Genomic DNA, 25,971 nt, shown 5'->3' on the forward strand with positions numbered 1-25,971 from the left:
GTCGTCGTGCGCGCGGTGCGGGTTCTGCAAAACACCGGTGTTCACGCGTCGAACACCGGAACGCGGGTGTGCGACCGGTGAACACCGGTGTTTTGCGGACTCGAACCGCCGGGTGGCGTCAGGCGGCGGGGGCGGTCAACCAGCGGAACGGGATGGTGATCGTCACCTCGGTGCCGCTGCCCGTCAGGGTGTGCCAGTCGATGGTGCCGCCGAGCTCGCCCTGGATGAGCGTGCGGACGATCTGCGTGCCGAGGCCCGAGCCGACCTTGCCCTCGGGGAGTCCCACGCCGTTGTCGCGCACCTCGATCTCCAGGTGGTCGTCGAAGCGGCGGGCGACGATCTCGACCTCGCCGTCCCGGCCGTCCAGCCCGTGCTCGACGGCGTTCGTCACAAGCTCGGTGAGGCCGAGGGCGAGCGGCGTCGCGGCCTCGGACGGCAGCACCCCGAACTCGCCGGTCTTCTTCGGGTGCACGGTGGTGTTGTGTGACGCGGCGACCTCGGTCACGAGCTTGAGCACCGAGTCGAACACCTCGTCGAAGTCCACGGTCTGACTGAGCCCGCTCGACAGGGTGTCGTGCACGACGGCGATGGCAGCGACGCGGCGCATGGCGTTCTGCAGCGAGGTCCGCGCTTCGTCCGAGTGCGTGCGACGCGCCTGGATCCGCAGCAGGGACGCCACCGTCTGCAGGTTGTTCTTCACGCGGTGGTGGATCTCGCGGATCGTGGCGTCCTTGGTGATGAGCTCGCGCTCCTGGTGCCGCAGCTCGGACACGTCGCGGCAGAGCACGATGGCACCGATGCGCTCACCGTGGTCGCGGAGCGGGATCGAGCGGAGCGACACCGTGACGCCCTTCGACTCGATGTCGGCCCGCCACGGTGCGCGACCGGTGACGACGAGCGGCAGGGACTCGTCGACGTCGAGCTGGGCCCCGATGAGCTCGGTGGTGACCTCGGCGAGGGACTTCCGCTCGAGCTCGCCCTCGAAGCCCATCCGGTTGAACGCGCTCAGGCCGTTCGGGCTCGCGAACGTGACGATGCCGGCGGTGTCGAGCCGCAGCAGGCCGTCGCTGGCACGGGGCGCGCCACGACGGGGGCCCGCCGGTGCGCCGAGGTCGGGGAAGTCACCGGTGGCGATCATGCCGAACAGGTCGTTCGCGCTCGCGGTGAAGTTGAGTTCCTGACGGCTCGGGGTCCGCATCTCGTCCTGGTTGGAGTGCCGGGTGACAACGGCGATCGGTCGCTCGGTGGTCTCGGCGCTCTTCGCGCTCAGGCGGCGGAGCACCGGGATCGCGCGGACGCGGGTCGGGGTGTCCTCGTACCAGTCCGGCTCGGCGGAGTCGACGACGCGGGACCCGGCGAAGCTCTCGGTCACCTGGCCGCGCCACTCCTCGCGGATCTCCTGGCCGACGATGTCCCGGTAGAACAGCGTCGCCGCGGAGCTCGGCCGGGCGTGGGCGACGGCCACGAACGAGCCGTCCTCGGCGGTCGGGACCCAGAGCACCATGTCGGCGAAGGACAGGTCGGCGAGGAGCTGCCAGTCCCCCACGAGCAGGTGGAGCCACTCCACGTCTGCTTCCGAGGAACGGCCTTGCGCGAGGACGAGGTCACTGAGGGTCGACACCCAGCCAGTCTAGGTCCGCCGCCTTGTGGAGAACGTCGCCCTCTCCACAGGACAGACCGGTATGTATTTCGTATGTCGCACGCCCCATACGCTCGCTCCAACGACGGAAGGGGCAGGGGTGGCAGAGCAGGCACGCCGCATCGATCACGAGACGACGACGGCGCACCCGCCGCCGCTGCGGATCGTCGAACCGGCACCGGAGCCCGCCGTGGCGACCGGTCCCCCGGACCCGGCGACGACCGCACGGGCGCTCGGGCTCTGCGTCGCCGAAGTGCTCACCGGCGCGCGGGAGGTCGACAGCATCGCCCGGTGGATCAGCGACGACGTGCAGCGGCACCTGCAGCAGCGCGCCGCGGTGGCAGCGCACGCCCGGGGCTCCGGTCGGCGGGCACGCGGACGCCCGGTGCTCCGGGTCGGCAGCGTCCTCGTCTGCCGCCCCGCGGCGGGCGTCGCCGAGGCGACGGTCGTCGTGCACGCGCGCAGTCACGCTCGGGCGGTCGCCATGCGGCTCGAAGAGCGACACGGACGGTGGCAGGCGACCGCGATCGGGGTCCTGTAGCCGGGATGCGGACGGACGGGAGGCCCGGTGCCAGCTGGCAGCGGGCCTCCCGTCCGTCGTCGGTCACGCATGGTGAGCAGCAATGGTCGGGTCCCGACGTGGGACCCGACCATTCCTGCTCACGATGCGCTCGCGCGCGGACGCTAGTTCTTCTTGGCCGCCTGGCGACGCTCGGCGCGGTTGCTCGCCGCGGCCTGACCGGAGGCGGTGGCCGCGTTGCCGAACGCGGAGCCCTGCTCCGGCTCGGCGGCCGCTTCGGCCTCGGCCTGGGCGCGCTGCGCACGAGCGGTCGCGGCCTGCTCGAGGCGACCCTTCTCGTCGCGGACCTCGACCTCGCCGTCGATCGACGGTGCCGAGTACTCGAGGCCGGAGACCTCGTCCTCGCCGAGCCCCTTGGCCTCGATGACCGCGTTCTCGCCGTCGGACTGCACCTGGACCTCGAGGTTGAAGAGGTAGCCCACGGACTCTTCGCGGATCTGCCCCATCATCGTCTGGAACAGGGCGTAGCCCTCGCGCTGGTACTCGACCAGCGGGTCGCGCTGCGCCATCGCGCGGAGGCCGATGCCGTCCTTCAGGTAGTCCATCTCGTACAGGTGGTCGCGCCAGCGGCGGTCGATCACCGAGAGCACCACGCGACGCTCGAGCTCACGCATCGCCTCGTCGCCGAGGAGCTCCTCGCGCTGCTGGTAGGCCAGCTTGGCGTCGGAGAGGATCTCGCGGGCCAGGAAGTCACGCGACGCCTTGCCCTTCGAGCCGGCCTCGGTGATGACCTCGTCGATGGAGATCGAGATCGGGTAGAGCGTGCCGAGCTCGGTCCACATGGCGTCGAGGTCCCAGTCGTCCGGGGAGCCTTCGCCGGTGTGGCTGTCGATCACGTCGTCGATGACGGCCTTGAGGAACGACTGCGCGCGGTCGTGCAGGTCGTCGCCCTCGAGGATGTGCCGGCGGTCGCTGTAGATCGCCTCGCGCTGGCGGTTCAGGACGTCGTCGTACTTCAGGACGTTCTTGCGGATCTCGGCGTTGCGGCCCTCGACCTGTGCCTGGGCGGACCGGATCGCACGGCCGACGAGCTTGTTCTCGATCGCCAGGTCGTCCGGCACGTTCGAGCGGCCCATCAGGCTCTCGGCGGCACCGGAGTTGAACAGGCGCATCAGGTCGTCGGTCAGCGACAGGTAGAAGCGGCTCTCGCCCGGGTCACCCTGACGGCCGGAACGACCACGCAGCTGGTTGTCGATGCGGCGCGACTCGTGGCGCTCGGTGCCGAGCACGTACAGGCCGCCGACGGCGCGGACCTTGTCGCCCTCTTCCTCGACCTCGGCCTTGACGCGGGCGAACACGTCGTCCCACTCGGCCTCGTACTCGTCGGGGGTCTCGGTCGGCGAGAGGCCCTTGGCGTGCATCTCCTGCACGGCGAGGAACTCCGCGTTGCCGCCGAGCATGATGTCGGTACCACGACCGGCCATGTTCGTCGCGACGGTGACGGCGCCGAAGCGACCGGCCTGGGCGACGATCGCGGCTTCACGTGCGTGGTTCTTCGCGTTGAGGACCTCGTGCTTGACGCCCTGCTTCGCGAGGAGCTTCGACAGGTACTCGGACTTCTCGACGCTCGTGGTGCCGACGAGGACGGGCTGGCCCTTCTCGTGGCGCTCCGCGATGTCCTCGGCGACCTGCTCGAACTTCGCCTTCTCGTTCTTGTAGACGAGGTCGGTCTGGTCGATGCGCTGCATCGGCTTGTTCGTCGGGATGGGCACGACGCCGAGCTTGTAGGTCGACATGAACTCGGCCGCCTCGGTCTCGGCGGTACCGGTCATGCCGGAGAGCTTCTGGTAGAGGCGGAAGTAGTTCTGCAGCGTGACGGTGGCGAGGGTCTGGTTCTCGGCCTTGACCTCGACACCTTCCTTCGCCTCGATCGCCTGGTGGATGCCCTCGTTGTAGCGGCGGCCCATGAGGATGCGGCCGGTGTGCTCGTCGACGATGAGCACCTCGCCGTTCATCACGACGTAGTCCTTGTCCTTCTTGAACAGGGCGACGGCCTTGATGGAGTTGTTGAGGAACGAGATGAGCGGGGTGTTCGCCGACTCGTACAGGTTCTCGATGCCGAGGTAGTCCTCGACCTTCTCGATCCCGGGCTCGAGGACACCGACCGTGCGCTTCTTCTCGTCGACTTCGTAGTCCTCGCCCGGGGTGAGGCGCTTGGCGATCGAGGCGAACTCGGTGAACCAGCGGTTGGCCTCGCCCGAGGAGGGACCGGAGATGATGAGCGGCGTGCGGGCCTCGTCGATGAGGATCGAGTCGACCTCGTCCACGACGGCGAAGAAGTGGCCGCGCTGCACCATGTCGGAGGCCTGCCACGCCATGTTGTCGCGCAGGTAGTCGAAGCCGAACTCGTTGTTCGTGCCGTACGTGATGTCGGCGGCGTACTGCTCGCGGCGCTCGGCCGGGGTCTGGTTCGCGATGATGCAGCCGGTGGTCATGCCGAGCGCGCGGAAGACGCGGCCCATGATCTCGGACTGGTACGACGCCAGGTAGTCGTTGACCGTGATGACGTGCACGCCGCGCGACGGGATCGCGTTGAGGTACGCGGCGGTCGTCGCGACGAGGGTCTTGCCCTCACCGGTCTTCATCTCGGCGATGTTGCCGAGGTGCAGTGCCGCGCCACCCATGAGCTGCACGTCGAAGTGCCGCATGCCCAGGGTCCGCTTCGCGGCTTCACGCACGGCGGCGAACGCCTCGGGCAGGAGGTCGTCGAGGGTCTCGCCGTTGGCGTACCGCTCGCGCAGCTCCTTGGTCTCGTCGTGGAGTTCCTCGTCGGTGAGGCTCGAGAAGTCGTCCTCGAGGTCGTTGATGGCCGAGGCGTACGCCTTCAGCCGGCGGAGGGTTCGTCCTTCGCCGATGCGGAGGACCTTCTCCAGCACGTTTGCCACGTGAACTCCTTACGAGGTCGTCGCGCGCGACCTGCACGCCCGATCGACCAGTCATGCTAGCAACCCGCGAACGCACGGCGCTGTGAGCGGCGCGGCTGTCGCGGACACGGGTGTGCGCGGCCCGCGAACGGACCGCGCACACGGTGCGGGACCGGAGGTCCCGAGTCGGATCAGGCGATCGCGGCTGCGCGCTCCGCATCGGTGTCGACCGCGGCCGGCGCCTGGCCGGCGGGCACCTCGTCGATGCCGATCACGCCGTAGTCCCAGCCCTTGCGTCGGTACACGACACTCGGACGGCGGGTCTCGGCGTCGAGGAACAGGTAGAAGTCGTGCCCGACGAGTTCCATGTAGTACAGGGCGTCGTCGACCGTCATCGGGGCGGCCTCGAAGACCTTGTGCCGGATGACGACCGGGCTGTAGACCTCGTTCTCGTCCTCGGCGGCCTCTTGATCGACGACCGGGACGGCACCGGTCGCGACGTCCTCGATGAGCTTGCCGTCGGCCGGGACGACGCCCATGCCGTCGAAGCCGCTGCCGGCGGCCTCGGCGACCGAGGTGGGGCGGTGCCGGCCGTGGTGCACCTTGCGGCGGTCACGCGCCCGACGGAGGCGTTCCATGATCCGCGCGAAGGCGAGGTCGAAGGCGGCGTACTTGTCCGACGCCGCGGACTCGGCCCGTACGAGCGGCCCCGGTCCGATCAGCGTGAGCTCCACGCGGTCCTCGCCCTGGCTGCCGCTCGACTTCTCGTGGTGGCGGCTGATGCGCACCTCGAAGGCGAGGGCGCGGTCGGCGAGCACGTCGATCTTCTCGGACTTCTGTTCGACGTAGGTGCGGAAACGGTCGGTGACCCCGACGTTCCGGCCCGTGATCGTCACGTCCATGTGGCGGCTCCCATCCAGTGTCGGCGCGTCGCCTCCGTCCGGCGACCCGAACGCCTTGTCGCGAGGCTAGACCCGGCGCGCCCTCGGCGTCACGGGGAGGCGGCGAGTCCGTCGGACACTCACCGGACACACAGCGGCCACCGGGTGTTCACCGATCATCAGTCGTCGACGCTCGCCACGGCGACGCAGCGCACCACCCGACCGCCCGCCGCCCGCACCGCGCGCACGCCCTCGGCCATCGTGACGCCCGTCGTCACGACGTCGTCGACGAGCACGACGTCGCGGCCGTCGACACCGGTCGCCCGCAGGGTACCGACGGTCGCGGCGACGCGTTCCACCGCCGACCGCTCCTTCTGCCCCGGTCCGGATCGCCGTCGTCCGGCAGGGGTCCGGCCGAGGCGCCCCGTGTGCCGGACACCACCACGGGCGAGCAGCAGCACCACCGGGTCGAACCCACGGCGGCGGGCACCCGCGCGGGACGGCGGCACCCGGAGCACCACGGTGCCGTCCGGGGCCGCGGCGAGCGCCGCGCGGACGAGGGCACCGAAGCGGACACCGAGCGGACGGGCGACGTCGACCCGGCCCCGGAGCTTGAGTTCGAGCACCAGGGTGCGGACCAGCCCCTCGTACTCGAAGGCCGCGTCGAGCCGGACGCCGGCGACCAGCCGGACCCGCCTCGGCCGTGCGTCGAGCGCCGCGCGGCACGGTGGGCAGAGCGCGCGGTCCGGGCGGCCGCAGCCCAGGCAGGCGACGGGCAGGAAGAGCCCGAGCACGGCGAGCAGGGCGTCACGCCACGGGGTGGGGGCGTCGTCAGGGGGCATGCCCACGACTGTGGCGGTGACCGGACGACGGCGGTGGGCCGGTGTGCCGGACGGTGAACGGGCCTCCAGGCCGGCTGGGGTGTGGAGGACGGTGGCGTCAGCGCTGGATGCCGAGCACGTCGGCGGTGACGCCCGTGGAGTCCCAGCCGCCCCCGGTGGACTGCAGGACGTCGCCGCTCGACATCCGGAGCAGCAGGGCGCCGCCGCTGCCGCCGCTGATCGCGGTGGCGCGCCCGTCAGGCTTCGGCAGGGTGCTCGACTTGCCGCCGATGGTGGTGCGGACGATGTTCGGACCGGTCGGCGTCTGCCCGACCGAGGCGACGTCGGTGTCGTTCACCCACGTGGCGTCGACCGCGGTGCCGCTGGCGGCCTGCACCCGGACCGGGGCGCCGAACGAGGTCGGTGACCGGTCGGAACCGCGGATGATCGCCATCACGTACAGGCCGGGGCCGTCCGCGGTCTCGATGAGCGCGAGGGCCCTGGTGGAGTCGCGGGACACCTGGAACGACACGAGGTCGCCGCGCGGCAACGTGGTGCGCACCTGGTGGGGGTCGCCGCCGAGGCCGTACGCGGTGATGTGACGGGTGTCGGACTGCTGCCCCACCCAGACGAAGCCGAGGTCGTCGACCGCGGGGGCGACGAGGCCCTCGCGGGCGTCGACGCGCAGGCGGTCCTTGCCACGCACGACGACGACGCCGTCCCGGTTGCCGACGGCGGCGGTGGTGCCGGACGCCGACAGGGCGATCGAGGTCGGGTCGAGGCCGGCGATCGCGGCCCCGACGCCGCTGCCGAGCTCGGCGACCTTGCCGGTGCCCGAGGCGGCGTAGCCGACGACGCCGTCCTCGTCGACCAGGGGTCGGGGGTCGACGTCGGGGTTCTGCTGGGCGTCCGCTCCCCCGGAGTCCGGCACCGACAGCGTCGCGCCCTCGATCGTCATCGACACCGACGAGATGGTGGCGACCGAGGCGAGGGACTTGCTGAGCTGTTCGCGCATCCGGACCTTGTCGACCGTGCTCGCACGCAGGGCGTCGCTCGACAGGTCGACCAGGGCGGTGCCGCTGTCGATCGTCACCGCGTTGAGGGACAGCTGTGTGCCCTCCGGGAACGACGAGACGACGGCGCCCTTCAGCCAGTCGGCGGGGCCGGCGAGCAGGGCGCTGGCGATGCGGGTGCTGGTGGAGGACCGAGCGAGGAACCAGCGCTGGTCGGGCACCAGGAAGCGGTAGGTCGGGTCGTAGAAGTACAGGGCGTGCGCCTGGAACACCGACTCGAAGCTGACCGGCGACAGGATGATGCCGTCCGGGGCGTAGGCGATGCGCCACTCGCCGTCCTCGCGGACGAACTGGAACGTCAGCGTCGACGAGGTCGGGCGGACCGCCTGGGTGTACTCCCCGTCGGAGTCGACCGTGGCGCTGGCCGTCATCGTGTAGGTGAGCTCGCGGTCGTCGGCGCGCTCGACGGTGCCGCTGCCGTCCCGGATCGTGACGCCCTGCCGGGGGTTCCACCGCTGGGCGAAGTCGGCGGCCAGGAACTGCCGGGCGATCGCGTAGTTGTCCTGGGCGCCGGTGGCGGCGGCGATGAACCCGCGGAGGATCGCCGTCTGGTCGGACCCGGTGATCGGCTTGTCCGGCCGGAAGTCGACGCCCGAGAGCGACTCGTCCTTGATGGTCTGCCCGGTGCGCACGGCACCGTCGGTCGGGATGGCCGCGCAGGCGGTGACCGCGAGCAGGCTGACCGCGGCGAGCGCGACGGCGAGGACGTGGCGGATCCGGTGGCGCATCAGGACTCCTCTCGCACGGCGCGGGGGCCGTCGTACGACTCGTCGAGCTCGGGCAGCGGGATGGCCGAGGTGGCGGTGGTGCCCTGCTCGTTGCGGGGCAGGGTGAGCACGAACGTCGATCCCGCGCCTGGTCGGGACCACACGTCGATGCGCCCGCCGTGGAGCTTCGCGTCGCCGAGGCTGATCGCGAGGCCGAGGCCGGTGCCGCCGATGGTTCGCTTGCGGCTCGGGTCGGCCCGCCAGAAGCGGTCGAACACCCGTGCGGCGTCCTCCGGCGGCATGCCGACGCCCTGGTCGCGGACGGCGATGGCGACGGTGCGTGCGTCGCTGTCGACGACGACCTGCACGGGCTTCGCGTCGCCGTGCTCGATGGCGTTGCCGACGAGGTTGCGCAGGATCCGGCGGACCCGCTTGGCGTCGAGCCGCATCGTGGTGTGGCCGCCGGGGGTCGCGAGCTGCAGGTCGATGCCGGCGCGTTCGGCCAGCGGGCGGAACTCCTCGACGATGTCCGCGGCGAGGGAGGCCGGCACGACGGGTGCGGTGTCGAGCTGCACCGCCTGGGCGTCGTACCGGGAGATCTCGAGCAGGTCGGCGAGGAGCATCTCGAAGCGCTCCACCTGGGCGTGCAGGAGCTCTGCGGACCGGCCGACCGACGGTTCGAACGCGTGCCGGGAGTCGTAGAGCATGTCGCCGGCGAGCCGGATCGTGGTGAGCGGGGTGCGGAGCTCGTGCGACACGTCGGACACGAACCGCTGCTGCACGCGGGAGAGCTCGGCGAGCTGGGTGATCTGGCGGCTGACCGCCTCGGCCATCCCGTTGAAGCTCCGTGCCAGGGTCGCCAGGTCGTCCTGGCCGCGCACCGGGATGCGTTCGTCGAGGCGCCCCGCGGCGATCTTCCGGCTCGTCTCGGCGGCTCCGCGGATCGGCACGACGACGAGCCGGACGACGAGCGAGGTGACCAGGGCGATGAGCACCATGAGCGCCACACCGCCGATGGAGAGGGTCTGGGAGACGAAGTCCAGGGTCTGCTGCGCGTCGGAGAGGTCGTAGACCAGGTACAGCTCGTACTGGCCGGCGCTCGGGATCTGCAGCGTGGACCCGACGGCGAGGCCCGGCACCCGGCGCCCGTCGTCGTCGAGTTCGACGGGCTGCAGGCTGAGCCGACCGGTGTTCTGCGCGACCTCCTTGCGCAGGGCGTCGGTGATCACCGCGTCCGGGAAGTCCTGGCTGGCGATGGTCTGCAGTGTCTGCGGGGTGGACTGGTCCGGGCTCCGCTCGATGGCGATGCTCGTGCCGCCCGGACTCGTCGTGTTCGACAGGATCGCCTGCTGCGCCTCGTTCTGCAGGGTCTCGAGCTCGGACTGGTTGTTGTCCTCGGCCGCCGTCGCCGCGTCGAAGATCCCCTGGGCGACGATGGTGGCCCGTGCGGACTCGGACTCGATCTGGTCGCGGCGCTGCGAGTAGACGTTCGTCGAGATGCTCACCATGACCGCGGTGCCGATGATCCCCACCGCGAGCCCGGTCGTCATCACGGTGATGGCAACCGAGCGGAACATGAGCGAGCGCCGCCACAGGTAGGCGATCGGACGCCAGGCGCGTCGGAGCCAGCGCCGCATCCGGCGACGGCTGCGGTCGACGACGCCGATCGAGACGGTGGTGCTGCCGGACCCACCGGCACCGCCGGACCCACCGGCCCCGGTGGCCCGGCCGGAGCGTGCCGAGCCCGACGGGCGCGTCGAGGGCGGCACGGTGCTCAGGCTCCTCCGGCGCGGTACCCGACGCCGCGGACCGTGGTGACGGTCTTCGGGTTGTCCGGGTCGTGCTCGATCTTCGCGCGGAGCCGCTGCACGTGCACGTTCACCAGGCGGGTGTCCGCCTTGTAGTGGTAGCCCCAGACCTGCTCGAGCAGCATCTCGCGGGTGAACACCTGGTTCGGCTTCTCGGCGAGCGCCCGGAGCAGGTCGAACTCGAGCGGCGTGAGCGCGATCACGGTGTCACCGCGGCGCACCTCGTGCCCGGCGACGTCGACCGTGACGTCGCCGACGTGCAGGACGGTGGCGTCGGACGCGCTCGGCCGCAGGCGGGTCCGGATGCGCGCGACGAGCTCCTTCGGGTTGAAGGGCTTCACGACGTAGTCGTCGGCACCGTTCTCGAGCCCGAGGACGACGTCGGCGGTGTCGCTCTTCGCCGTGAGCATGATGATCGGCGTGCCGCTCTCGGCACGGATGCGCTTGCACACCTCGATGCCGTCGATGCCGGGCAGCATGACGTCGAGCAGGACGAGGTCCGGCTTGGTGGCGTGGAACGCGTCGACGGCGTCGTTGCCGTCGGCGCTGAACTCGGGTTCGTACCCCTCGGAGCGGAGCACGATGCCGATCATCTCGGAGAGGGCCTGGTCGTCGTCGACGACGAGGATGCGCGGTGTCATGTGATCTGGACTCCGGGTGGCGTGCGGGTGCCGTGGTCGGCACGTGTCCCCACACGATAGCCGAGGCCCCGCCGCGCCGGGTTTTCCGCCAGGATGGGGGTGGACCGTGCATCGCTGGCTCGGTCCGACACGACGAGGGGGCTGGAGTCATGTCCGATTGGCACACACCGGGCGGTGGGCAGCAGGGTGCGCCGACGCCGCCGGCGTCCGGACCGGCGCAGGGACCAGGACCCCAGCCTGGAGGCCCGTCCCGCTTCTCCGTGTCGCCGCAGCCCGCCCCGGGGCCGGGTCCGGGGCGACCGGGCGGTCCGTCCGGTGGCTCGCGTCCGGTGATCCCGCTGCGTCCGCTCGGCCTCGGGGACATCCTGGCCGGGGCGTTCACCGTCTTCCGCCGGAACGCCCGCGTGCTGCTGCTCTGGAGCGTGCTGCTGAGCGGTGTGCTCGGCCTGCTCTCGACGCTGGCCAGCACCTTCGGGCAGCAGGCGTTGCAGTCGCGGATGTTCTCGGCCCTCGACGGCGGCAGCGGTGCCGACTCGGTGGTCGCTGGCACGCTGACGCTCACGGCACTGCTCTCGGTCGTGCTGCCGTTCCTCGCCTACCTCGGTCGCGGGTTCCTGGTGGCGCCGGTCGCCGCGGACACCGGGCAGCGGGTCCTCGGCCGTCGCGCCACGTTCCGGGGGCTGTGGGCGCTGCTCGCCGGCCGCCGGTGGTCCGTCGTCGCGTGGATGCTCGTGCAGATCGGGGCCGGTGTGGTCCTCGCGCTCCTGGCTGGGCTCGTGTTCTTCGGGGTGTTCGCGGCCATGGGCGCCGCCGACTCCGGCACCGGGTGGTTCGTGCTGGCACTCGTGCTGTTCGTGCTCGGCATCGGTGTCGTCGTCGTGTGGCTCGCCACGCGCTTCGTGCTCACCGTCCCGACCATCGCGCTCGAGGGCCGGCCGGTCTTCGCCGCAGCCGCACAGTCGTGGCGCCTGACCCGCGGGGCCTTCTGGCGGACCTTCGGCATCCTGCTGCTCGTGCAGCTCATGTTCGGGTTCGCGGCGTCCATCGCGTCGATCCCGCTCACCATCGGCGCCGTGCTCGTCGGGGGCACCTTCGACCCGCTCGGGCAGACGGGTGGCACGTCGGGAGCCGGCACCGGTGCGGTCATCGCCATCGTCGTCGGCAGCCTGCTCGCGATCGCGGTGCAGTGCATCACCGACGTGCTGAGCGCCTCGATCACCACGTTCCTCGCCATCGACCGGCGGATCCGCACCGAGGCCCTCGACCAGCGGATCGCATCGCACCTGGACTCCGGGCAGCCGACCGACCCGTTCGCACCGTCCGAGCCCGTCGCACGCCCGCCGTGGCCGCCGCAGCAGCAGTGGGGTGGCCAGCGGTGGCAGGCGCAGCAGCAGTCGTGGCCCGGGCAGCAGCAGTGGCAGCCCGGTCACCAGCAGCAACCCTGGCAGCCCGGTCAGCAGCAGCAGCCGTGGCAGCCCGGTCAGCAGCAGCCGCCGTGGCAGCCCGGTCAGCAGCAGCCGCAGCAGCAGCCGTGGCAGCAGGGTCCGGGTCAGGCGCCGCCGAACGGCTCCGCGTGACGGCGGTCGACCCGGACGAAGCGCGTCGCCTGCTCGAGCGCGAACTCGAGCGGTCCGCCTACGACGCTGCCCGGCCGACGTGGTGGGACCGTGCCTCGCGCTCCTTCCTCGACTGGCTCGGATCGCTCCGCGCCGACGGCATCGACTCCCCCGCGGCGGCCCGCACGGCGCTGGTGATCGCGATCGTGGTGCTCGTCGCGGTCGTCGTGCTCGTCGTCGTCGCCCGCGGACTCCCCCGCCGGCGCGCCCGGGCCGGTGACGGTGACACCGGCGGGGTGTTCGACGCCGACGACCTGCGCTCCGCCCGGGAACTCCTCGAAGCGGCCCAGGCCGCCGTCCGTCGCGCCGACTGGTCGGCAGCGGTGCTCGACGGGTTCCGCGCGATCGCCAGGGGGCTCGGCGAACGCGACCTGGTGCCCGACGTGCCCGGAGCCACCGCGCGGACGATCGCCGCGCGGGGTGCCGTGCCGTTCCCCGCGTCGGCCGGTGCACTCGACGCGGCAGCGACCGCCTTCGACGCGGTCCGGTACCTCGGTGCCGAGGCCGACGAAGCCGCGGCCCTGCGCGTGCTCGACACCGAGCGGACCGTCCGGCAGGCCCGGCCCGCCCGGGCCGAAGAACCGGTGGTGCCGGCATGACGACCGACACCGCCACGCGGACGAGCGCCGGACCGACTCCTGCTCCGGCTCCGGCTCCGGCCGAGGGACGCCGGTTCCGCATCGGGTTCTGGGTCGCGATCGTCCTGGTCGGCGTCCTGCTCGCCGCGCTGACCGCCGTCGTGCAGGGCACCGACCCGGACGCACCGCGCGCACTCGACCCGACCTCGACGACGGCCAGTGGTTCGGCCGCGCTGGTCCGGGTGCTCGAGCAGCGGGGCACCGCGGTCTCCGTCACCGACACCGTCGACGGCGTCGGCGGGATCGACGGCGGCACGGTGTTCATCGACGACTCCGACGGGGCGCTCGACCCCGCCGTCGCGGAACGCATCGCCCGCACGGCCCGGCACGTCGTGGTCGTCGGGACGAGCGGCGCCGGCCTCGATGCGCTGCTCGGGTTCCCGGTCGACCCGCCCGCCCAGATCGACGGTGACGCCACCGTCTCGACGGCCTCGTGCGGGATCCCGGCGGCGGCCTCGGCAGCGCGGGTGACGACCGCCGGCTCCGGGTACACCGTGGACGACGACGCCGCCGAACGGTGCGCGCCGACGGGCAAGGGCGGCTCCCGGGTCTGGGGCCTCGTGCGCACCACGACCCCGGGCGGCGACGTCACCCTGCTCGGCACGACCTCGGCGTTCCGGAACGACACGATCGCCACCGCCGGGAACGCCGCGCTCGCCCTCGGGCTGCTCGGCGCCGACGAGCGACTCGTCTGGTACGCCCCGGCCGTCGGCACCCCCGACGCCGCACCGACGCTCGGCGAGCTCGCCCCGCCGTGGGTCCCGAGCGCGCTCGCACTGCTCGCCCTCGTGGCCGTGGCGGCCGGTGTCTGGCGGGGCCGACGGCTCGGCCCGCTCGTCGTCGAGCGGTTGCCCGTCGTCGTCCGTGCTGCCGAGACCACCGAGGGTCGCGCCCGGATGTACGCCCGCACCCGTGACCGCACCCACGCCCTCGACACCCTGCGCGTCGCCGCCGTCCGCCGCATCGGCCGGATGCTCGGACTTCCCCGATCGGCACACGTCGACGAGGTCGTCCGGACCGCGGCCCAGGCCACCGGCATCCCGCACACCCGTGTCGGCGCCGTGCTCGTCGGTGGGACCACCGACGACGACCGTGCGCTCGTCGACGGCACCGCCGCGCTCGACGACCTCGAACGCGCCGTCCGCCGGGCGACCTCCGGTGACCGACCGACCTCCGACCCCGACCGACCAGGAGCACGACCGTGACCGACCTGCCCCCTGCCACCACCGAGCACACCGCACCGGAGCACGACCCCACGACTGCGGCCGGCTCCGACCTGCGCGACGCGTTCGGCCGGGTCCGCACCGAGGTCGCCAAGGCCGTCGTCGGCCAGGAGGGCGCGGTCTCCGGCATGATCGTCGGACTCCTCGCACAGGGGCACGTGCTGCTCGAGGGCGTCCCCGGTGTCGCGAAGACCCTGCTCGTCCGCAGCCTCGCCGCCGCGATGACGCTCGACACGAAGCGCATCCAGTTCACGCCGGACCTGATGCCCGGCGACGTCACCGGGTCGCTCGTCTACGACGCCTCGACCGGCACGTTCCCGTTCCGCGAGGGCCCCGTCTTCACGAACGTCCTGCTCGCCGACGAGGTCAACCGCACGCCGCCGAAGACCCAGTCGGCCCTGCTCGAGGCGATGGAGGAACGCCAGGTGAGCGTCGACGGCGACGCCCGGGCCCTGCCCGACCCCTTCTTCGTCGCCGCGACGATGAACCCGATCGAGTTCGAGGGCACCTACACGCTGCCCGAGGCGCAGCTCGACCGGTTCCTGATGAAGCTGACGCTCGACATCCCGCCGCGCGACGTCGAGTGGCAGGTGCTCCGGCGCCACGCCGACGGGTTCGTGCCGCGAGACGTCCGGTCCGCCGGCATCACCCCGGTGGTCGGCGTCGACGAGGTCGTGCGGGCGCAGCGTGCCGTCCGCGACGTCGGGGCCCGCGACGACGTGCTCGCGTACATCGTCGACCTCGCCCGGGCCACCCGGCAGGCACCGTCCGTCCGCGTCGGGGTGAGCCCCCGCGGAGCGACGGCACTGCTCGCGGCCGCCAAGGCCTGGGCCTGGCTCACCGGCTACGACGCGATCACCCCGGACCACGTGCAGGCCATGACCCTGCCGGTCTGGCGGCACCGCCTGCGGGTCGCCGCCGACGCCGAGCTCGAGGGCGTCGGCGCCGACGGTGTGCTCCAGCAGGTGCTCGAGCAGGTGCGGGTGCCGATCTAGTGGCGGTCTCCGGCCGGTTCGTCGCGCTCCTCGCCGTCGCCCTCGTGCCCACCGTGCTGCTCGGCAGCGGGTGGGCCGGTCTGGCGTGGGTCGGGGTGGTGCTGCTCGCCGCGGCACTCGACGTCGTGCTCGCCGCCGACCTGCGACGGGTCCGCGTGGAGCGGCGGATGCCCCGGCTCGCTCGACGCGACAGCACCGCGGACGGCACCCTCGTGCTCGCCAACGACGGCTCCCGGACGGTCCGCGGTGTGGTCCGTGACATGTGGGAGCCGTCGGCCGGCCACCGTCCCCGTCGGATCCGGATGACGGTCCCCGCCGGGGAGCGACGGACGGCCCGGATGCGCTTCACACCGTTCCGTCGTGGTCGACGCCGCACCACCGGGGTCGCCGTGCGGTCCTTCGGTCCCCTGGGCCTCGCCGCACGGCAGCGGGTCGTCGCGGCACCGGGCGAACTCGTCGTGACGCCGCCGTTCCGCTCCCGGCGGCACCTACCGTCGCGGTTGGCACGGCTCCGCGAGCTCGACGGCGAGACCACGCTGCAGCTCCGCGGGCACGGCACCGAGTTCGACTCGCTGCGCGACTACGTGCGCGGCGACGACGTGCGGTCCATCGACTGGCGCGCCACCGCGCGGCGGCAGGACCTCGTCGTCCGCACCTGGCGGCCGGAACGCGACCGACGCGTCGTCGTCGTGGTCGACGCGGGCCGGGCGGGTGCCGGCCGCGTCGCCGACGAACCCCGACTCGACACCTTCATCGAGTCGGCGCTGCTCCTCGGTGCCCTCGCGGCAGCCGCCGGTGACCGCGTCGACCTGGTGGTCCTCGACGACACCGCACACGACCGCGTGCACGGCGCCACCCGCACCGACGTCGTGCAGCGCTTCGGTGAGGCCCTCGCGATGGCCGAGCCCGGGCTCGCCGCGACCGACTGGGCATCCGTCCCCGCGCTCGTCGACTCGATCACGACCTCGCGCGCCATGGTCGTCCTCGCCTCGAGCCTCGACTCCGTCGGCGCCTCGGGCGACCTGCTCGCCGTGCTCCCCCGGCTGTCCCGACGGCACGCCGTCGTCGTGACGAGCATCGAGGACCCGGCCGTCCAGCGGATGGCGCGCGGCGGGGTGGACCCGACCACGGCGATCCGCACGGCGCGAGGCGGACGGGTGCCGGGCCTCCCGACCGGCGCGGAGCGCGACGTCTACCGACGCGCGGCCGCCGAACGCACCCTGCTCGACGCGGACGGTGCGGCCGACGTCGCACGGCGCTCCGGCGCCGAGGTCGTGCGCGGCGCACCGGCGGACGTCCCGCCGCTCGTCGCCGACGCCTACATCCGGGCGAAGGCCACCGGCCGGCTCTGAACCGGGACGGACGTCAGCCGGCCACCAGGGCGGTGGAGCCGCGCTCGAACTCCTCGAGGTCGCCGCGCTCCCCCGCTCGGTACGCGCGGCCGCCGAGCACCCACTGGTAGGCGAGCACCGCGACCAGTGCGAGGGTGCCGATGCCGATCTTGATCGGCCACGGCCAGTCCTGCCGCGTCACCACGCCCTCGACGATGCCGGACAGCAGCAGGGTCAGGGTCAGGCCGATCGCGATGGTGATGAGTGCGCGGCCGTCCTCGGCGAGGGCCTGGGCGCGCGTGCGTCCAGGCCCCGGCGCCACCCACGACCAGAAGATCATCAGCCCCGCACCGCCCGCGAGGAACACCGAGTAGAGCTCGAGCTGCCCATGCGGGGAGATGTAGAGGAAGAAGTCGGCCAGGCGGCCCTGGGAGTGCATGATCGCGGCGGAGACCCCGAGGCTGACGGCGTTCTGCATGATCGAGAACGGCACGAAGACCCCGGTGATGCCGAACGCCACCATCGTCGCGGCGATGTAGGCGTTGTTCGTCCAGACCTGCGCGGTGAAGGCCCCGAGGCCACGGTCGGAGTAGTAGTCGACGAAGTCCTGCGTGGCGTACCGGCGCAGGGCCTCGTCGCTGCCGAACGTCGCCGTCGCACCCGGGGTGGTGGTGATCCAGACGGCGACGATCGCCCCGATCGCCACCGTGGCGAGCGCGACCCAGATGGTGACCCAGCGGGTCCGGTAGAGCGCCGCGGGCAACTGCCGCGTGAAGAACAGGGCGACGGCGGTCAACGGGTCGACGGGCGTGCCGGTGAAGCGCAGACGGGCGCGGAACAGCGTGAGCGAGAGCCGGTCGCCGGTCACGGTGCGCGGTGCGGCGCCCCGGATGCGGGCGAGGTCGGTCGCGGCCTCCTGGTAGCCGGCGACGAGCCGGTCGACGTCTGCGCCGGACCGGTGCCGGGCACGCGCCAGACGGTCGAGCTCCTGCCACCGGTCACGGTGCACCTCGGTGTAGGCGTCCAGGTCCACGTGTTCCCCCTCAGGTCGCGCGATCTCCGACAGAATGATCCCATGCCGAAGCCCCGCACGCCGCGTGACCTCGCCGACGCCCGGTTCTCGCGCGACCTCGACGAGACCGCCGACGAGCTGGTGGTGGGCGAGGGTGTCGCGCTCGACGTCCAGCCCGCCGGACTCGTGCTGCGGCTCGCGGCCGCGCTGCTGGACGGCCTGTGCGTCCTCGTCCTGTTCGTGCTCGCGCTCTTCGGCGTCTGGCGGCTCTGGCCGAGGGGGCTCGAGCCGGCCTGGGGTGCTGCGCTCAACATCGTGCTGCTCGTCGTCGTGCTCGTGCTGGTGCCCGCGGCGGTCGAGACCGTGACGAAGGGGCGGAGCGTCGGACGGTTCGCCACCGGCACCCGGGTCGTCCGGCTCGACGGCGGCGCGATCGGCTTCCGGCACGCCTTCACCCGGTCGCTCGTCGGCCTGTTCGAGCTCTGGATGACGTTCGGCTCGGTCGCCCTGCTCGTCGCGCTGTTCGGCAGTCGGCCTCGGCGCCTCGGGGACCTGCTGGCGGGCACGATCGTGCAGCACGAGCGACTGCCGAAGCAGCGGGACCCCGAGGTGCTGCTGCCCCCGGAGCTGACGGCCTGGGCCGGTGTCGCGGACGTCTCGGCGCTGCCGCAGCGGTTGGAGAACCGCCTCGGTGCGTTCTTCCGCGGGGCTGCGCTGATGCGCCCCGAACTGCGCGAGGCGGCGGCGCAGACCCTGGCGGCGGAGGTGTCCGCGTTCGCGCACCCGGTGCCGCCGGTCCCGCCCGAGGTCTTCCTGGCCGGGGTCGTCGTGCTGCGGCGTCGTCGGGACATCCGGGCGCTGGGTGCCCGCGCCGAACTGCTGACCGCCGCGGGGGCGACGGCGGCCGCGCCCCCGCCGGGCTTCCCGCGCTGACGCGCGGAGCGGCGCTGACTGCCCCCGCGCCACACTGCGAAACGGACACAGCACCGCGGAGATCCACGGTGCTGTGTCCGGAACCAGGTTCCGCCGGCCCCAGGCCGCCCCGCCGCGCTCAGTAGCGGTAGTGGTCCGGCTTGAAGGGACCCTCGACCGGGACACCGATGTACGCCGCCTGCTCCGGACGCAGCGACGTCAGCTGCACCCCGAGTGCGTCGAGGTGCAGGCGCGCGACCTTCTCGTCCAGGTGCTTCGGCAGCACGTACACGCCCGTCGGGTACTCCTCGCGCCGGGTGTGCAGCTCGATCTGCGCGAGCACCTGGTTCGTGAACGAGTTGCTCATCACGAACGACGGGTGCCCGGTGGCGTTGCCGAGGTTCATGAGCCGGCCCTCGGACAGCACCAGGATCGACCGCCCGGTCGGCAGCCGCCACTCGTGCACCTGCGGCTTGATCTCGACCTTCGAGACGCCGGGCAGGGCTTCGAGCCCCGCCATGTCGATCTCGTTGTCGAAGTGCCCCACGTTCGCCACGATCGCCAGGTGCTTCAGCCCGAGCATCTCGTCGACACCGACCACGCCCAGGTTGCCGGTGCACGTGATGACCATGTCGACGGTGTCGACGACGTCCGCCAGGCGCGCGACCTGGTAGCCGTCCATCGCCGCCTGCAGCGCGCAGATCGGGTCGACCTCGCTGACGATGACACGGGCACCCTGCCCGCGGAGCGCCTCGGCCGCACCCTTGCCGACGTCGCCGTAGCCGACGACGAAGGCGACCTTGCCGCCGATGAGCACGTCGGTGGCCCGGTTCAGGCCGTCGGGCAGCGAGTGCCGGATGCCGTACTTGTTGTCGAACTTCGACTTCGTCACGGAGTCGTTGACGTTGATCGCCGGGAACTTCAGCTCGCCGTTCCGGAACAGCTCGTACAGGCGGTGGACGCCCGTGGTGGTCTCCTCGGTGACGCCCTGGATGTCGGCCGCGATGCGGGTCCAGCGGTCCGACGACGTCTCGAGCGACCGCGCGACGGTGTCGAGCACGATCTTCCACTCGGTGCTCGCGTCCGGCTCGGCGACCGGAGCGGCACCGGCCGCCTCGGCGTCGGCGCCGGTGTGCACGAGCATCGTGGCGTCGCCGCCGTCGTCGAGGATCAGGTTCGGCCCGGTCCAGTCGGCACCCGCCGCGGCGGCCTCGTCGCTCCAGTCGAAGATGCGGCTGGTGCACCACCAGTACTCCTCGAGCGTCTCGCCCTTCCACGCGAACACCGGGACGCCGGCGGGGGCGTCCGGGCTGCCGGTGGGTCCGACGGCGACGGCGGCCGCGGCTTCGTCCTGGGTGGAGAAGATGTTGCAGCTGGCCCAGCGCACCTGCGCGCCGAGGGCGACGAGCGTCTCGATGAGCACCGCGGTCTGCACCGTCATGTGCAGGGACCCGGCGATGCGTGCGCCGGCGAGCGGCTGCGCCGCGGCGAACTCGTCACGCAGTGACATCAGGCCCGGCATCTCGTTCTCGGCGAGGCGGATCTGGTGCCGGCCGGCCTCGGCGAGGGACAGGTCGGCGACGCGGAACGCAGCAGCGGTGCGGGTTTCGGTGGGCATGCCCACCAGTCTTCCATGCCGGGAGGCGCGGATCACCAGCCGATCCCGGTCACGTTCCCCGGGCCTCCAGACCGACCCCCGCACCCACGTCGCGGACGCGAGCTGTCAGTCGACGTCGCGCGGCAGCGGCTCGCGCCGCACCACCTGCCAGCCGCGCGGGACGCGCAGGGAGGCAGCGTGCCGGGCGCAGAGGTCGTAGCCGTGCGGCTCGACCCGGGTCGACAGCGGACCGACGACCACCATGGAGTCGCCGTAGTCGTACGTCAGGGTCGACGAAGCGCTGTTGGCACACGCCACCTTGCTGCAGATCCGCACGTCCATCTCGACAGGGAGCCTAGCGGAGCGTCCGGCGCGCACCCGTCCCCGCGTACGATGTGGGGATGCGTCGGAAGCCTCGCCTCGTCACCCCGGTCGACCGCGGTCGGGGGCGCTCCCGGCACGGCCGCGGTGGGCGCTCGAGTGTCACCGGGCCCGAGCTCGCGCCGATCATCACCCGCGCCGAGGCGTTCGACCGGATCGTCGGTGACAGCGCGCACTACCTGCTCGGCCTCTGGCCCGAGGAACTGTCCGGCGTGGTGTTCCAGGTGGCGGACATGCCGAGCGACACGACCCTGCCGGACGAGATGCCGCGCTGGCGCATCGACCGCGACACCCGCCGCGTGACCGTCTTCCGGATCCCCGTCGAACGGGTGAACCGGAGCCCCGAGAAGGACGACTCGGACCGGCGCATCATCATCGAGACCGCGGTGTTCCGCGCGGTCGGCGAGCTGATCGGCAAGGACCCCTGGGACCTGGCGCCGGACCGCTACCGACACTGGTGAGCCGGGCGGACCGCGCCGGGCGTCAGGGGTAGACGCGGACCGGGGTGGAGACGTCGGTGGCCGGACGCACCGGGAACCCGGCGATGCCGTCGGCCCCGCGGTAGGTCACGCCCGCGACGATGCCCTCCGTCCCGGTCAGCGTGAGCTGCTTCGCGGTCTGCACCGGGAGCGTCACGGTCGCACCGGACAGGATCTTCAGCGTGCGCCGCTCGTCGCCCGACCGCACCGTGACGGAGCGGTCCTGGCGGGTGGGGTTCACGAAGTTCAGCCGCACGCCCTCGCCCGGGGCGATGGCGGTGATCGTCCGGTCCCCCAGCGGCTCGGCCGAGGCGAACCACCCGAGGTCGGTGCCGCTGCTGGCACCGTCGGTCGGCGTCGTGGTGCGTGCACCGGTGACGATCGGCTCGGTCGAGGTGACGGTGAACGAGTACCGGCCGTCCGGGAAGTCGTCGAGCGGGACATCGGTGACGACCCCGGGCTCGGCGGTGGCGTTGACGGTCGTGCCGCCGCCGTCGGCCGTGCTGATGCCGAGGGTGACGCGGGCCGACTTCGTGCCGGGGACGAACAGCCGGACGATCGGTGCCGCGTCGGCCGTGTCGTCGCCGCGCTGGGCGGCCTGCGCGTCGGCGAGGGCGACGGCGGGGATGACCTGCGAGCGGGACGGCGCGGCCCCACCGGAGACGATGTCGTAGCCGCCCGGGGTGAGGGTGCGGACGACGGACTCCTGCATGTGCGCGACGATCTGGCCGCCGGACGACGTGACGTGCACGACCGTCGAGGCGGCGTCGGACACGAAGCCCGACAGCGGGACGACCTTCTGCGTGTTCGGCGCGACGACGATGCCGGTGGTCCCGGGGGCGCTGACCGTCCCCGAGCCGTCGAAGATCGCCAGGTCGACCGTGGCGTTCACGTCGGTCGGGTTCGAGAGCGTGACGAGGCTCGTCCGACCGGTCTCCGTCGAGCCGCCGACGAGCCACGTGGACTGGGTCGGGTCATCGCACGAGGCAGCGCCCGCCCCCACCAGGTCGCCGCTCGAGACGCTCTGGAAGCTGCTGCCCGCGACCTGCGGCGTCGTCTCGCCAGCGGGGGCCGTCAGGAGCCGGGGGTCGCTGCCGCCGGTGGTCGAGGAGTCGAGCGAGGACCGCTCGACCGTCGAACCGGTCGTCGCGGTCGCGACGGTCGCGGCGCCGACGGTGCTCGCCTGCGTCGCGTCGTTGCCGGCGTCGTCGGACAGGCGCAGCGCACTGCCGGCGCAGACACGCTCGGCGGCAGCGGGGACCGGCGTGACGGTGCGCCCGGCCGGTCGACCCGGTTCGGACTCGGTGCCGATGGCGTGGGCCGCGGTGACGGCACCCGCGGCGACGACGACGGCGACGGCCGTGGCGGTGCCGCGGACGATCCAGCGCCGGACCGAGGAGGGGTTGGTGCTCATTCGTCGCGCTCCTCGTCGAAGGTGGTGGCGGGTTCCTCGGCCTCGATGACGTTCGAGGTGGCACGGCGGCGGCGCGGGGCCGTCGGGACCGCGAGGAGTGCCGCGGCGCCGAAGACCACGCCGAGCACGACGAGGTACAGCACGTGGGTGGCCTGGGTCGCCGCGGAGCCGGAGCGGGTGCGGTCGACCTCGCCCTCGTAGTGGAACAGCTGGCCGTTCGTGGTCTCGCCGATGCTCGTGAAGAGCGCGTTCTGACCGATCGCACCGGCAGCCCGGTCGTGCACGGTCTGCGCCTCGGGGTCGTCACCGGCGTCGTCGATGAGCACGAAGCTCACGCCGAGCTCGCGGAGCGCCGGCCGGGGGTCGTACCCGCTGCGGCTCGCCAGGTTGCCGGCGAGTGTCGTCAGCCGTGCGCCGGACTCGCTCAGCCGGAGTGCGGTCGCGTCGAGCGTCGACTGGTCGTCGAGGGTGGAACCCTGCCCGCGCTCGAGCGTGACGGCGAGCGAACCGTCGTCCTGCGGGACGACCACGAGCGTGCCGACGTCCGGGTTCGCCTGGGCCTCGGCGTTCACGTACGCGCTGAGCACCCGGCCGGTGGTCGGCTCGATCGTGGCGGTGCCGAGGTAGAACGCCGCGAAGGCCGGAGCCACGGCCACACCGGCGAGCACGGTCGCGACGAGCCCGGTGACCGGGGCGGCCTTCGGCAGCACGTCGATGCCGATGCAGGCCGCGACCACGAGGGCGAGCCAGTACACGGACAGACCGCTGCCGGGCCAGACGATGGTGGTGGTCGACCCGACACCGGTCACCGTGACGTGGGTGGCGGCGAAGGCCGTGGCGAAGCCGAGGAGCGCGATGACGAGCGCCGAGCCCGCGACCGCCCAGCGGTGGCCGAGCATCGCCCCGATCGCGGCGGCGGCCACGGGGAGCGCGAGGACGGCCATCACGATCGGCAGGACCGTGGCGACCAGTGCGAGTCCGGACGTCGCGGGGAGCCAGCCGCTCCAGTCGGGCAGGGGCTGTCCGATGGCCAGCTGGAGCGCGGACGGCGCCCGGGTCGCGGACGGCGCACCCGGGTCGGCGAACACCGCGAGCAGGTTGCCGCGTGCGGCCTGCGCCAGGATCAGCGGCAGGAAGAGCACCGCGGTCGGCACCGGGATGAACAGACGACGGTGGGCCCGGCGCCAGCCGACCAGGAGCGCCACGAGCCAGCCGACCAGCAGGACCGGCAGCAGCGACGGCGCGGAGGCGGCGACGACGGCGAACAGGAGCGACGCTCCCGAGGCCCAGGCCCACGAGCGGTGCGCCTCGAGCACGGCGACGAACAGCCACGGCAGCACCAGGTGCGCGATCACGGCGCCGAGGTGTCCGGTCGTCACGGCTCCGACGAGCGACGGGGCGATCGCGTACAGCGACGCACCGATGACCGGCACCCAGGTGCGGGTCGTGACCTTGCGGACCGCGAACCAGGCCCCCAGTGCGGACAGCGGGAACGCGACGAGCATGACCAGCACGACCGCGGTGGACGGCGACCAGAAGACGATCGAGCCGAGCACGGCGAGCACCGCGGCGAAGGGGTCGGACGGGCCGGTGAAGCCCGTGCCGAGCGAGTGGAAGCCGTACCCGACGTTCTGCCAGAGCTGTCCCGGCGTCGCGGAGAGCGGCAGGAGTCCCCCGCCGGTCAGGGCCGGCGACCCGAGCAGCGGGTAGAGCGTCACGACGCTGAGGACCGCGGCGGCCAGGACCACCCAGATGCCGCCGTCGCTCAGGAACGACGCCCGGGCGATCGGGGCGTCCTCGGCCCGGGCGAGTTCGACGTCCCGCGAGGTGGTGCGGTGCTCGTGCACCCGACGCCAGCTCACGCGGAGCGGTTCGACGGCGGCCCAGCCGAGCTTCTTCGTGCGGGCGAGGTTCTTGCGCGCCCGCCCCGTGCCGCCGCCGAACGCGACGGCGAACGCGGCGGAGAGCTCGGGGACCACGGCGGCGGGGTGCTTCGCGACCAGGTGACCGAGCGCGCGGCCGATCGCGAACGGCACGAGCGTGAGCCAGTGCAGCCAGACCAGCGCGGCGGGCGCGTAGGTCATCCGGCGGTGCAGCTGCGCCTGCCGGTGCATCCGGACGCGCCGCGCCTCGGACACGCGCTTGCGGCCGAACTCCTCGATCGGTCCGGCGCTGGTGACCTTGGCCTCCGGCACGAGGGCGACGCGGTGCCCGGCGAGACGGACCCGCACCGAGAAGTCGAGGGCCGCGTCGACGTCCGGCAGCGCCGGGTCGAAGCCGCCGAGTTCGTTCCAGACCGAGCGGCGCACGAGCATGCCGCCCGCGGCGACACCGAGCACGTCGGTGTTGCGGTCGTGCTGGCCCTGGTCGAGCTCGTCCTGCACCAGCACGATCGACCGGCCGAAGCGGGTCATGCTCTCGCCGAAAGCGCGGATGAGCGAGGGGTCGTCGTCGGCGACGAGCTTGGGACCGGCGACGACGACCGACGGCGCGATCTCGACGGCGGACAGCAGGTCGGCGAGCGCGGTCGGCGCCGGCGCGTTGTCGTGGCCGAGGACCCACAGCCACTCGTCGACCGGCTCGTCGGTCGCCACGGGCGGCGCGCTGCGCTCGCCCTGGCGGACGGCGTCACCGAACGCGGTACCGGCGGGCAGCCGGACGAGCTGCGCGGACCCGCCGAAGGACAGTTCGGCGGTCGATCCGTCGGTCGTGCCGACGTCGACGACCACCAGGTTCTCGGGGTGGCGGGTCTGGGCGGCGAGCGCGTCCAGGGTCCGGTCGAGGTGGGCCGCCCCGTTGGCGGCGACGAGGATCGCGGTGACTCTGGGCTGCATGACGGGCGCCACTCTACGGTCTGGAGGCGCGGTGTCGGCTGCGGACGGCGGCGCGCCGTGAACCTGTGGGCGCGCTCACTGCACGGTGCGGGGCGGGCGCTCCACGCGCCTCCCGGACGGGGTGGGGCGGCTACGCCCTTTTCCGCAACTTCCGGCGTTCACGCTCGGAGAGGCCACCCCAGATGCCGAAGCGTTCGTCGTTCTCGAGCGCGTACTCGAGGCACTGCGCCCGCACCTCGCACGAGGTGCAGATCTTCTTCGCCTCGCGCGTGGAGCCGCCCTTCTCGGGGAAGAACGCCTCGGGGTCGGTCTGCGCGCAGAGCGAGTCGACCTGCCAGGCGAGCGGGTTCTCCTCGTCGTCGGTCTCCGGACGTCGGACACCCGGGACGCCGAGCGCCACGGGATCGACGTGCCAGTCCTCCGGAACTCCGGCGTGGAACTCGGAACCGTTCACCCTGATCACCCCTGCCGCCTCGACAACGAACCCCAACTCTTGCGGCCGTTGCCTGTAATTACAGCGGTGTC

21 protein-coding genes are annotated in these 25,971 nt (G+C 72.6%); 8 read left to right on the top strand and 13 right to left on the bottom strand.

Annotation, left to right across the window (positions count from 1 at the left end):
- Positions 1-118 precede the first annotated feature (118 nt).
- Positions 119-1,621, bottom strand: a complete 1,503-nt coding sequence (locus DEJ21_RS14410) for a sensor histidine kinase (RefSeq protein ID WP_110865382.1) — start codon at positions 1,619-1,621, stop codon at positions 119-121.
- Between the two features lie 118 nt (positions 1,622-1,739).
- Between DEJ21_RS14410 and DEJ21_RS14415 the strand changes: the two genes are divergently transcribed.
- Complete coding sequence (locus DEJ21_RS14415) at positions 1,740-2,180, top strand: Rv3235 family protein (protein WP_111225062.1); 441 nt, start codon at positions 1,740-1,742, stop codon at positions 2,178-2,180.
- A gap of 143 nt (positions 2,181-2,323) precedes the next feature.
- Here DEJ21_RS14415 and secA read toward each other — a convergent pair whose 3' ends face one another.
- The 6 genes from secA to mtrA all read right to left on the bottom strand — a co-directional run bounded on the left by secA (position 2,324) and on the right by mtrA (position 11,014).
- Positions 2,324-5,104 (bottom strand): preprotein translocase subunit SecA, encoded by a 2,781-nt coding sequence (gene secA, locus DEJ21_RS14420; RefSeq protein ID WP_111024364.1) that lies wholly within the window; start codon positions 5,102-5,104, stop codon positions 2,324-2,326.
- A 170-nt stretch (positions 5,105-5,274) separates the two neighbouring features.
- Positions 5,275-5,985 (bottom strand): ribosome hibernation-promoting factor, HPF/YfiA family, encoded by a 711-nt coding sequence (gene hpf, locus DEJ21_RS14425; protein ID WP_071405776.1) that lies wholly within the window; start codon positions 5,983-5,985, stop codon positions 5,275-5,277.
- Positions 5,986-6,143: 158 nt separating this feature from the next.
- On the bottom strand, positions 6,144-6,806 hold the full coding sequence (locus DEJ21_RS14430) for a ComF family protein (RefSeq protein ID WP_146247807.1): 663 nt from the start codon (positions 6,804-6,806) through the stop codon (positions 6,144-6,146).
- Between the two features lie 97 nt (positions 6,807-6,903).
- On the bottom strand, positions 6,904-8,586 hold the full coding sequence (locus tag DEJ21_RS14435) for a GerMN domain-containing protein (protein ID WP_111225064.1): 1,683 nt from the start codon (positions 8,584-8,586) through the stop codon (positions 6,904-6,906).
- On the bottom strand, positions 8,586-10,334 hold the full coding sequence (gene mtrB / locus DEJ21_RS14440) for an MtrAB system histidine kinase MtrB (RefSeq protein WP_258375086.1): 1,749 nt from the start codon (positions 10,332-10,334) through the stop codon (positions 8,586-8,588). Before mtrB ends, DEJ21_RS14435 begins: the two co-directional genes overlap by 1 nt.
- A gap of 5 nt (positions 10,335-10,339) precedes the next feature.
- On the bottom strand, positions 10,340-11,014 hold the full coding sequence (gene mtrA / locus DEJ21_RS14445) for an MtrAB system response regulator MtrA (protein ID WP_017888813.1): 675 nt from the start codon (positions 11,012-11,014) through the stop codon (positions 10,340-10,342).
- A gap of 329 nt (positions 11,015-11,343) precedes the next feature.
- On the opposite strand from mtrA, the gene DEJ21_RS14450 reads away from it, so the two are divergent.
- The 5 genes from DEJ21_RS14450 to DEJ21_RS14470 are packed head-to-tail and all read left to right on the top strand — an operon-like array spanning position 11,344 to position 16,838.
- Complete coding sequence (locus tag DEJ21_RS14450) at positions 11,344-12,591, top strand: glycerophosphoryl diester phosphodiesterase membrane domain-containing protein (protein ID WP_181435914.1); 1,248 nt, start codon at positions 11,344-11,346, stop codon at positions 12,589-12,591.
- A complete protein-coding gene (locus DEJ21_RS14455; protein ID WP_111225066.1) occupies positions 12,588-13,229 on the top strand; it encodes a DUF4129 domain-containing protein in 642 nt (213 codons plus the stop codon). Before DEJ21_RS14450 ends, DEJ21_RS14455 begins: the two co-directional genes overlap by 4 nt.
- Positions 13,226-14,473, top strand: a complete 1,248-nt coding sequence (locus DEJ21_RS14460) for a DUF4350 domain-containing protein (RefSeq protein WP_111225067.1) — start codon at positions 13,226-13,228, stop codon at positions 14,471-14,473. Before DEJ21_RS14455 ends, DEJ21_RS14460 begins: the two co-directional genes overlap by 4 nt.
- Before the next feature lie 5 nt (positions 14,474-14,478).
- The gene (locus tag DEJ21_RS14465; protein WP_375342406.1) at positions 14,479-15,486 is read left to right on the top strand and encodes an AAA family ATPase; all 1,008 of its coding nucleotides are present in this window, start codon (positions 14,479-14,481) and stop codon (positions 15,484-15,486) included.
- On the top strand, positions 15,486-16,838 hold the full coding sequence (locus DEJ21_RS14470; protein WP_111225068.1) for a DUF58 domain-containing protein: 1,353 nt from the start codon (positions 15,486-15,488) through the stop codon (positions 16,836-16,838). Before DEJ21_RS14465 ends, DEJ21_RS14470 begins: the two co-directional genes overlap by 1 nt.
- Before the next feature lie 13 nt (positions 16,839-16,851).
- On the opposite strand, the gene DEJ21_RS14475 is transcribed toward DEJ21_RS14470, so the two are convergent.
- On the bottom strand, positions 16,852-17,850 hold the full coding sequence (locus DEJ21_RS14475; protein ID WP_111225069.1) for a stage II sporulation protein M: 999 nt from the start codon (positions 17,848-17,850) through the stop codon (positions 16,852-16,854).
- 42 nt (positions 17,851-17,892) lie between these two features.
- On the opposite strand from DEJ21_RS14475, the gene DEJ21_RS14480 reads away from it, so the two are divergent.
- Positions 17,893-18,762 carry an RDD family protein gene (locus tag DEJ21_RS14480; RefSeq protein ID WP_111225070.1) on the top strand — a complete coding sequence of 290 codons (870 nt, stop codon included), beginning with the start codon at positions 17,893-17,895 and terminating at the stop codon, positions 18,760-18,762.
- Positions 18,763-18,880: 118 nt separating this feature from the next.
- Here the strand turns inward: DEJ21_RS14480 and ahcY are convergent, their stop codons facing one another.
- Positions 18,881-20,359, bottom strand: coding sequence for an adenosylhomocysteinase (ahcY, locus tag DEJ21_RS14485; protein WP_111032112.1), 1,479 nt, complete (start codon positions 20,357-20,359; stop codon positions 18,881-18,883).
- A 105-nt stretch (positions 20,360-20,464) separates the two neighbouring features.
- Entirely contained in the window at positions 20,465-20,680 is a 216-nt protein-coding gene (locus DEJ21_RS14490) for a DUF3499 family protein (RefSeq protein WP_111029483.1), read from the bottom strand.
- Positions 20,681-20,739: 59 nt separating this feature from the next.
- Here DEJ21_RS14490 and DEJ21_RS14495 point away from each other — a divergent pair, with 59 nt between their 5' ends.
- Complete coding sequence (locus DEJ21_RS14495) at positions 20,740-21,180, top strand: metallopeptidase family protein (RefSeq protein WP_071405768.1); 441 nt, start codon at positions 20,740-20,742, stop codon at positions 21,178-21,180.
- Between the two features lie 22 nt (positions 21,181-21,202).
- On the opposite strand, the gene DEJ21_RS14500 is transcribed toward DEJ21_RS14495, so the two are convergent.
- The 3 genes from DEJ21_RS14500 to DEJ21_RS14510 all read right to left on the bottom strand — a co-directional run bounded on the left by DEJ21_RS14500 (position 21,203) and on the right by DEJ21_RS14510 (position 25,909).
- Positions 21,203-22,612 carry a DUF5719 family protein gene (locus DEJ21_RS14500; protein ID WP_111225071.1) on the bottom strand — a complete coding sequence of 470 codons (1,410 nt, stop codon included), beginning with the start codon at positions 22,610-22,612 and terminating at the stop codon, positions 21,203-21,205.
- Positions 22,609-25,446: a glycosyltransferase family 2 protein gene (locus DEJ21_RS14505; protein ID WP_146247808.1), complete on the bottom strand. Its 2,838-nt coding sequence runs from the start codon at positions 25,444-25,446 to the stop codon at positions 22,609-22,611. Before DEJ21_RS14505 ends, DEJ21_RS14500 begins: the two co-directional genes overlap by 4 nt.
- A gap of 130 nt (positions 25,447-25,576) precedes the next feature.
- Positions 25,577-25,909, bottom strand: a complete 333-nt coding sequence (locus DEJ21_RS14510) for a WhiB family transcriptional regulator (protein ID WP_081827389.1) — start codon at positions 25,907-25,909, stop codon at positions 25,577-25,579.
- Between the last annotated feature and the right edge of the window lie 62 nt (positions 25,910-25,971).

It is taken from the genome of Curtobacterium sp. MCSS17_006 (assembly GCF_003234215.1).
Taxonomy (GTDB): domain Bacteria; phylum Actinomycetota; class Actinomycetes; order Actinomycetales; family Microbacteriaceae; genus Curtobacterium; species Curtobacterium flaccumfaciens.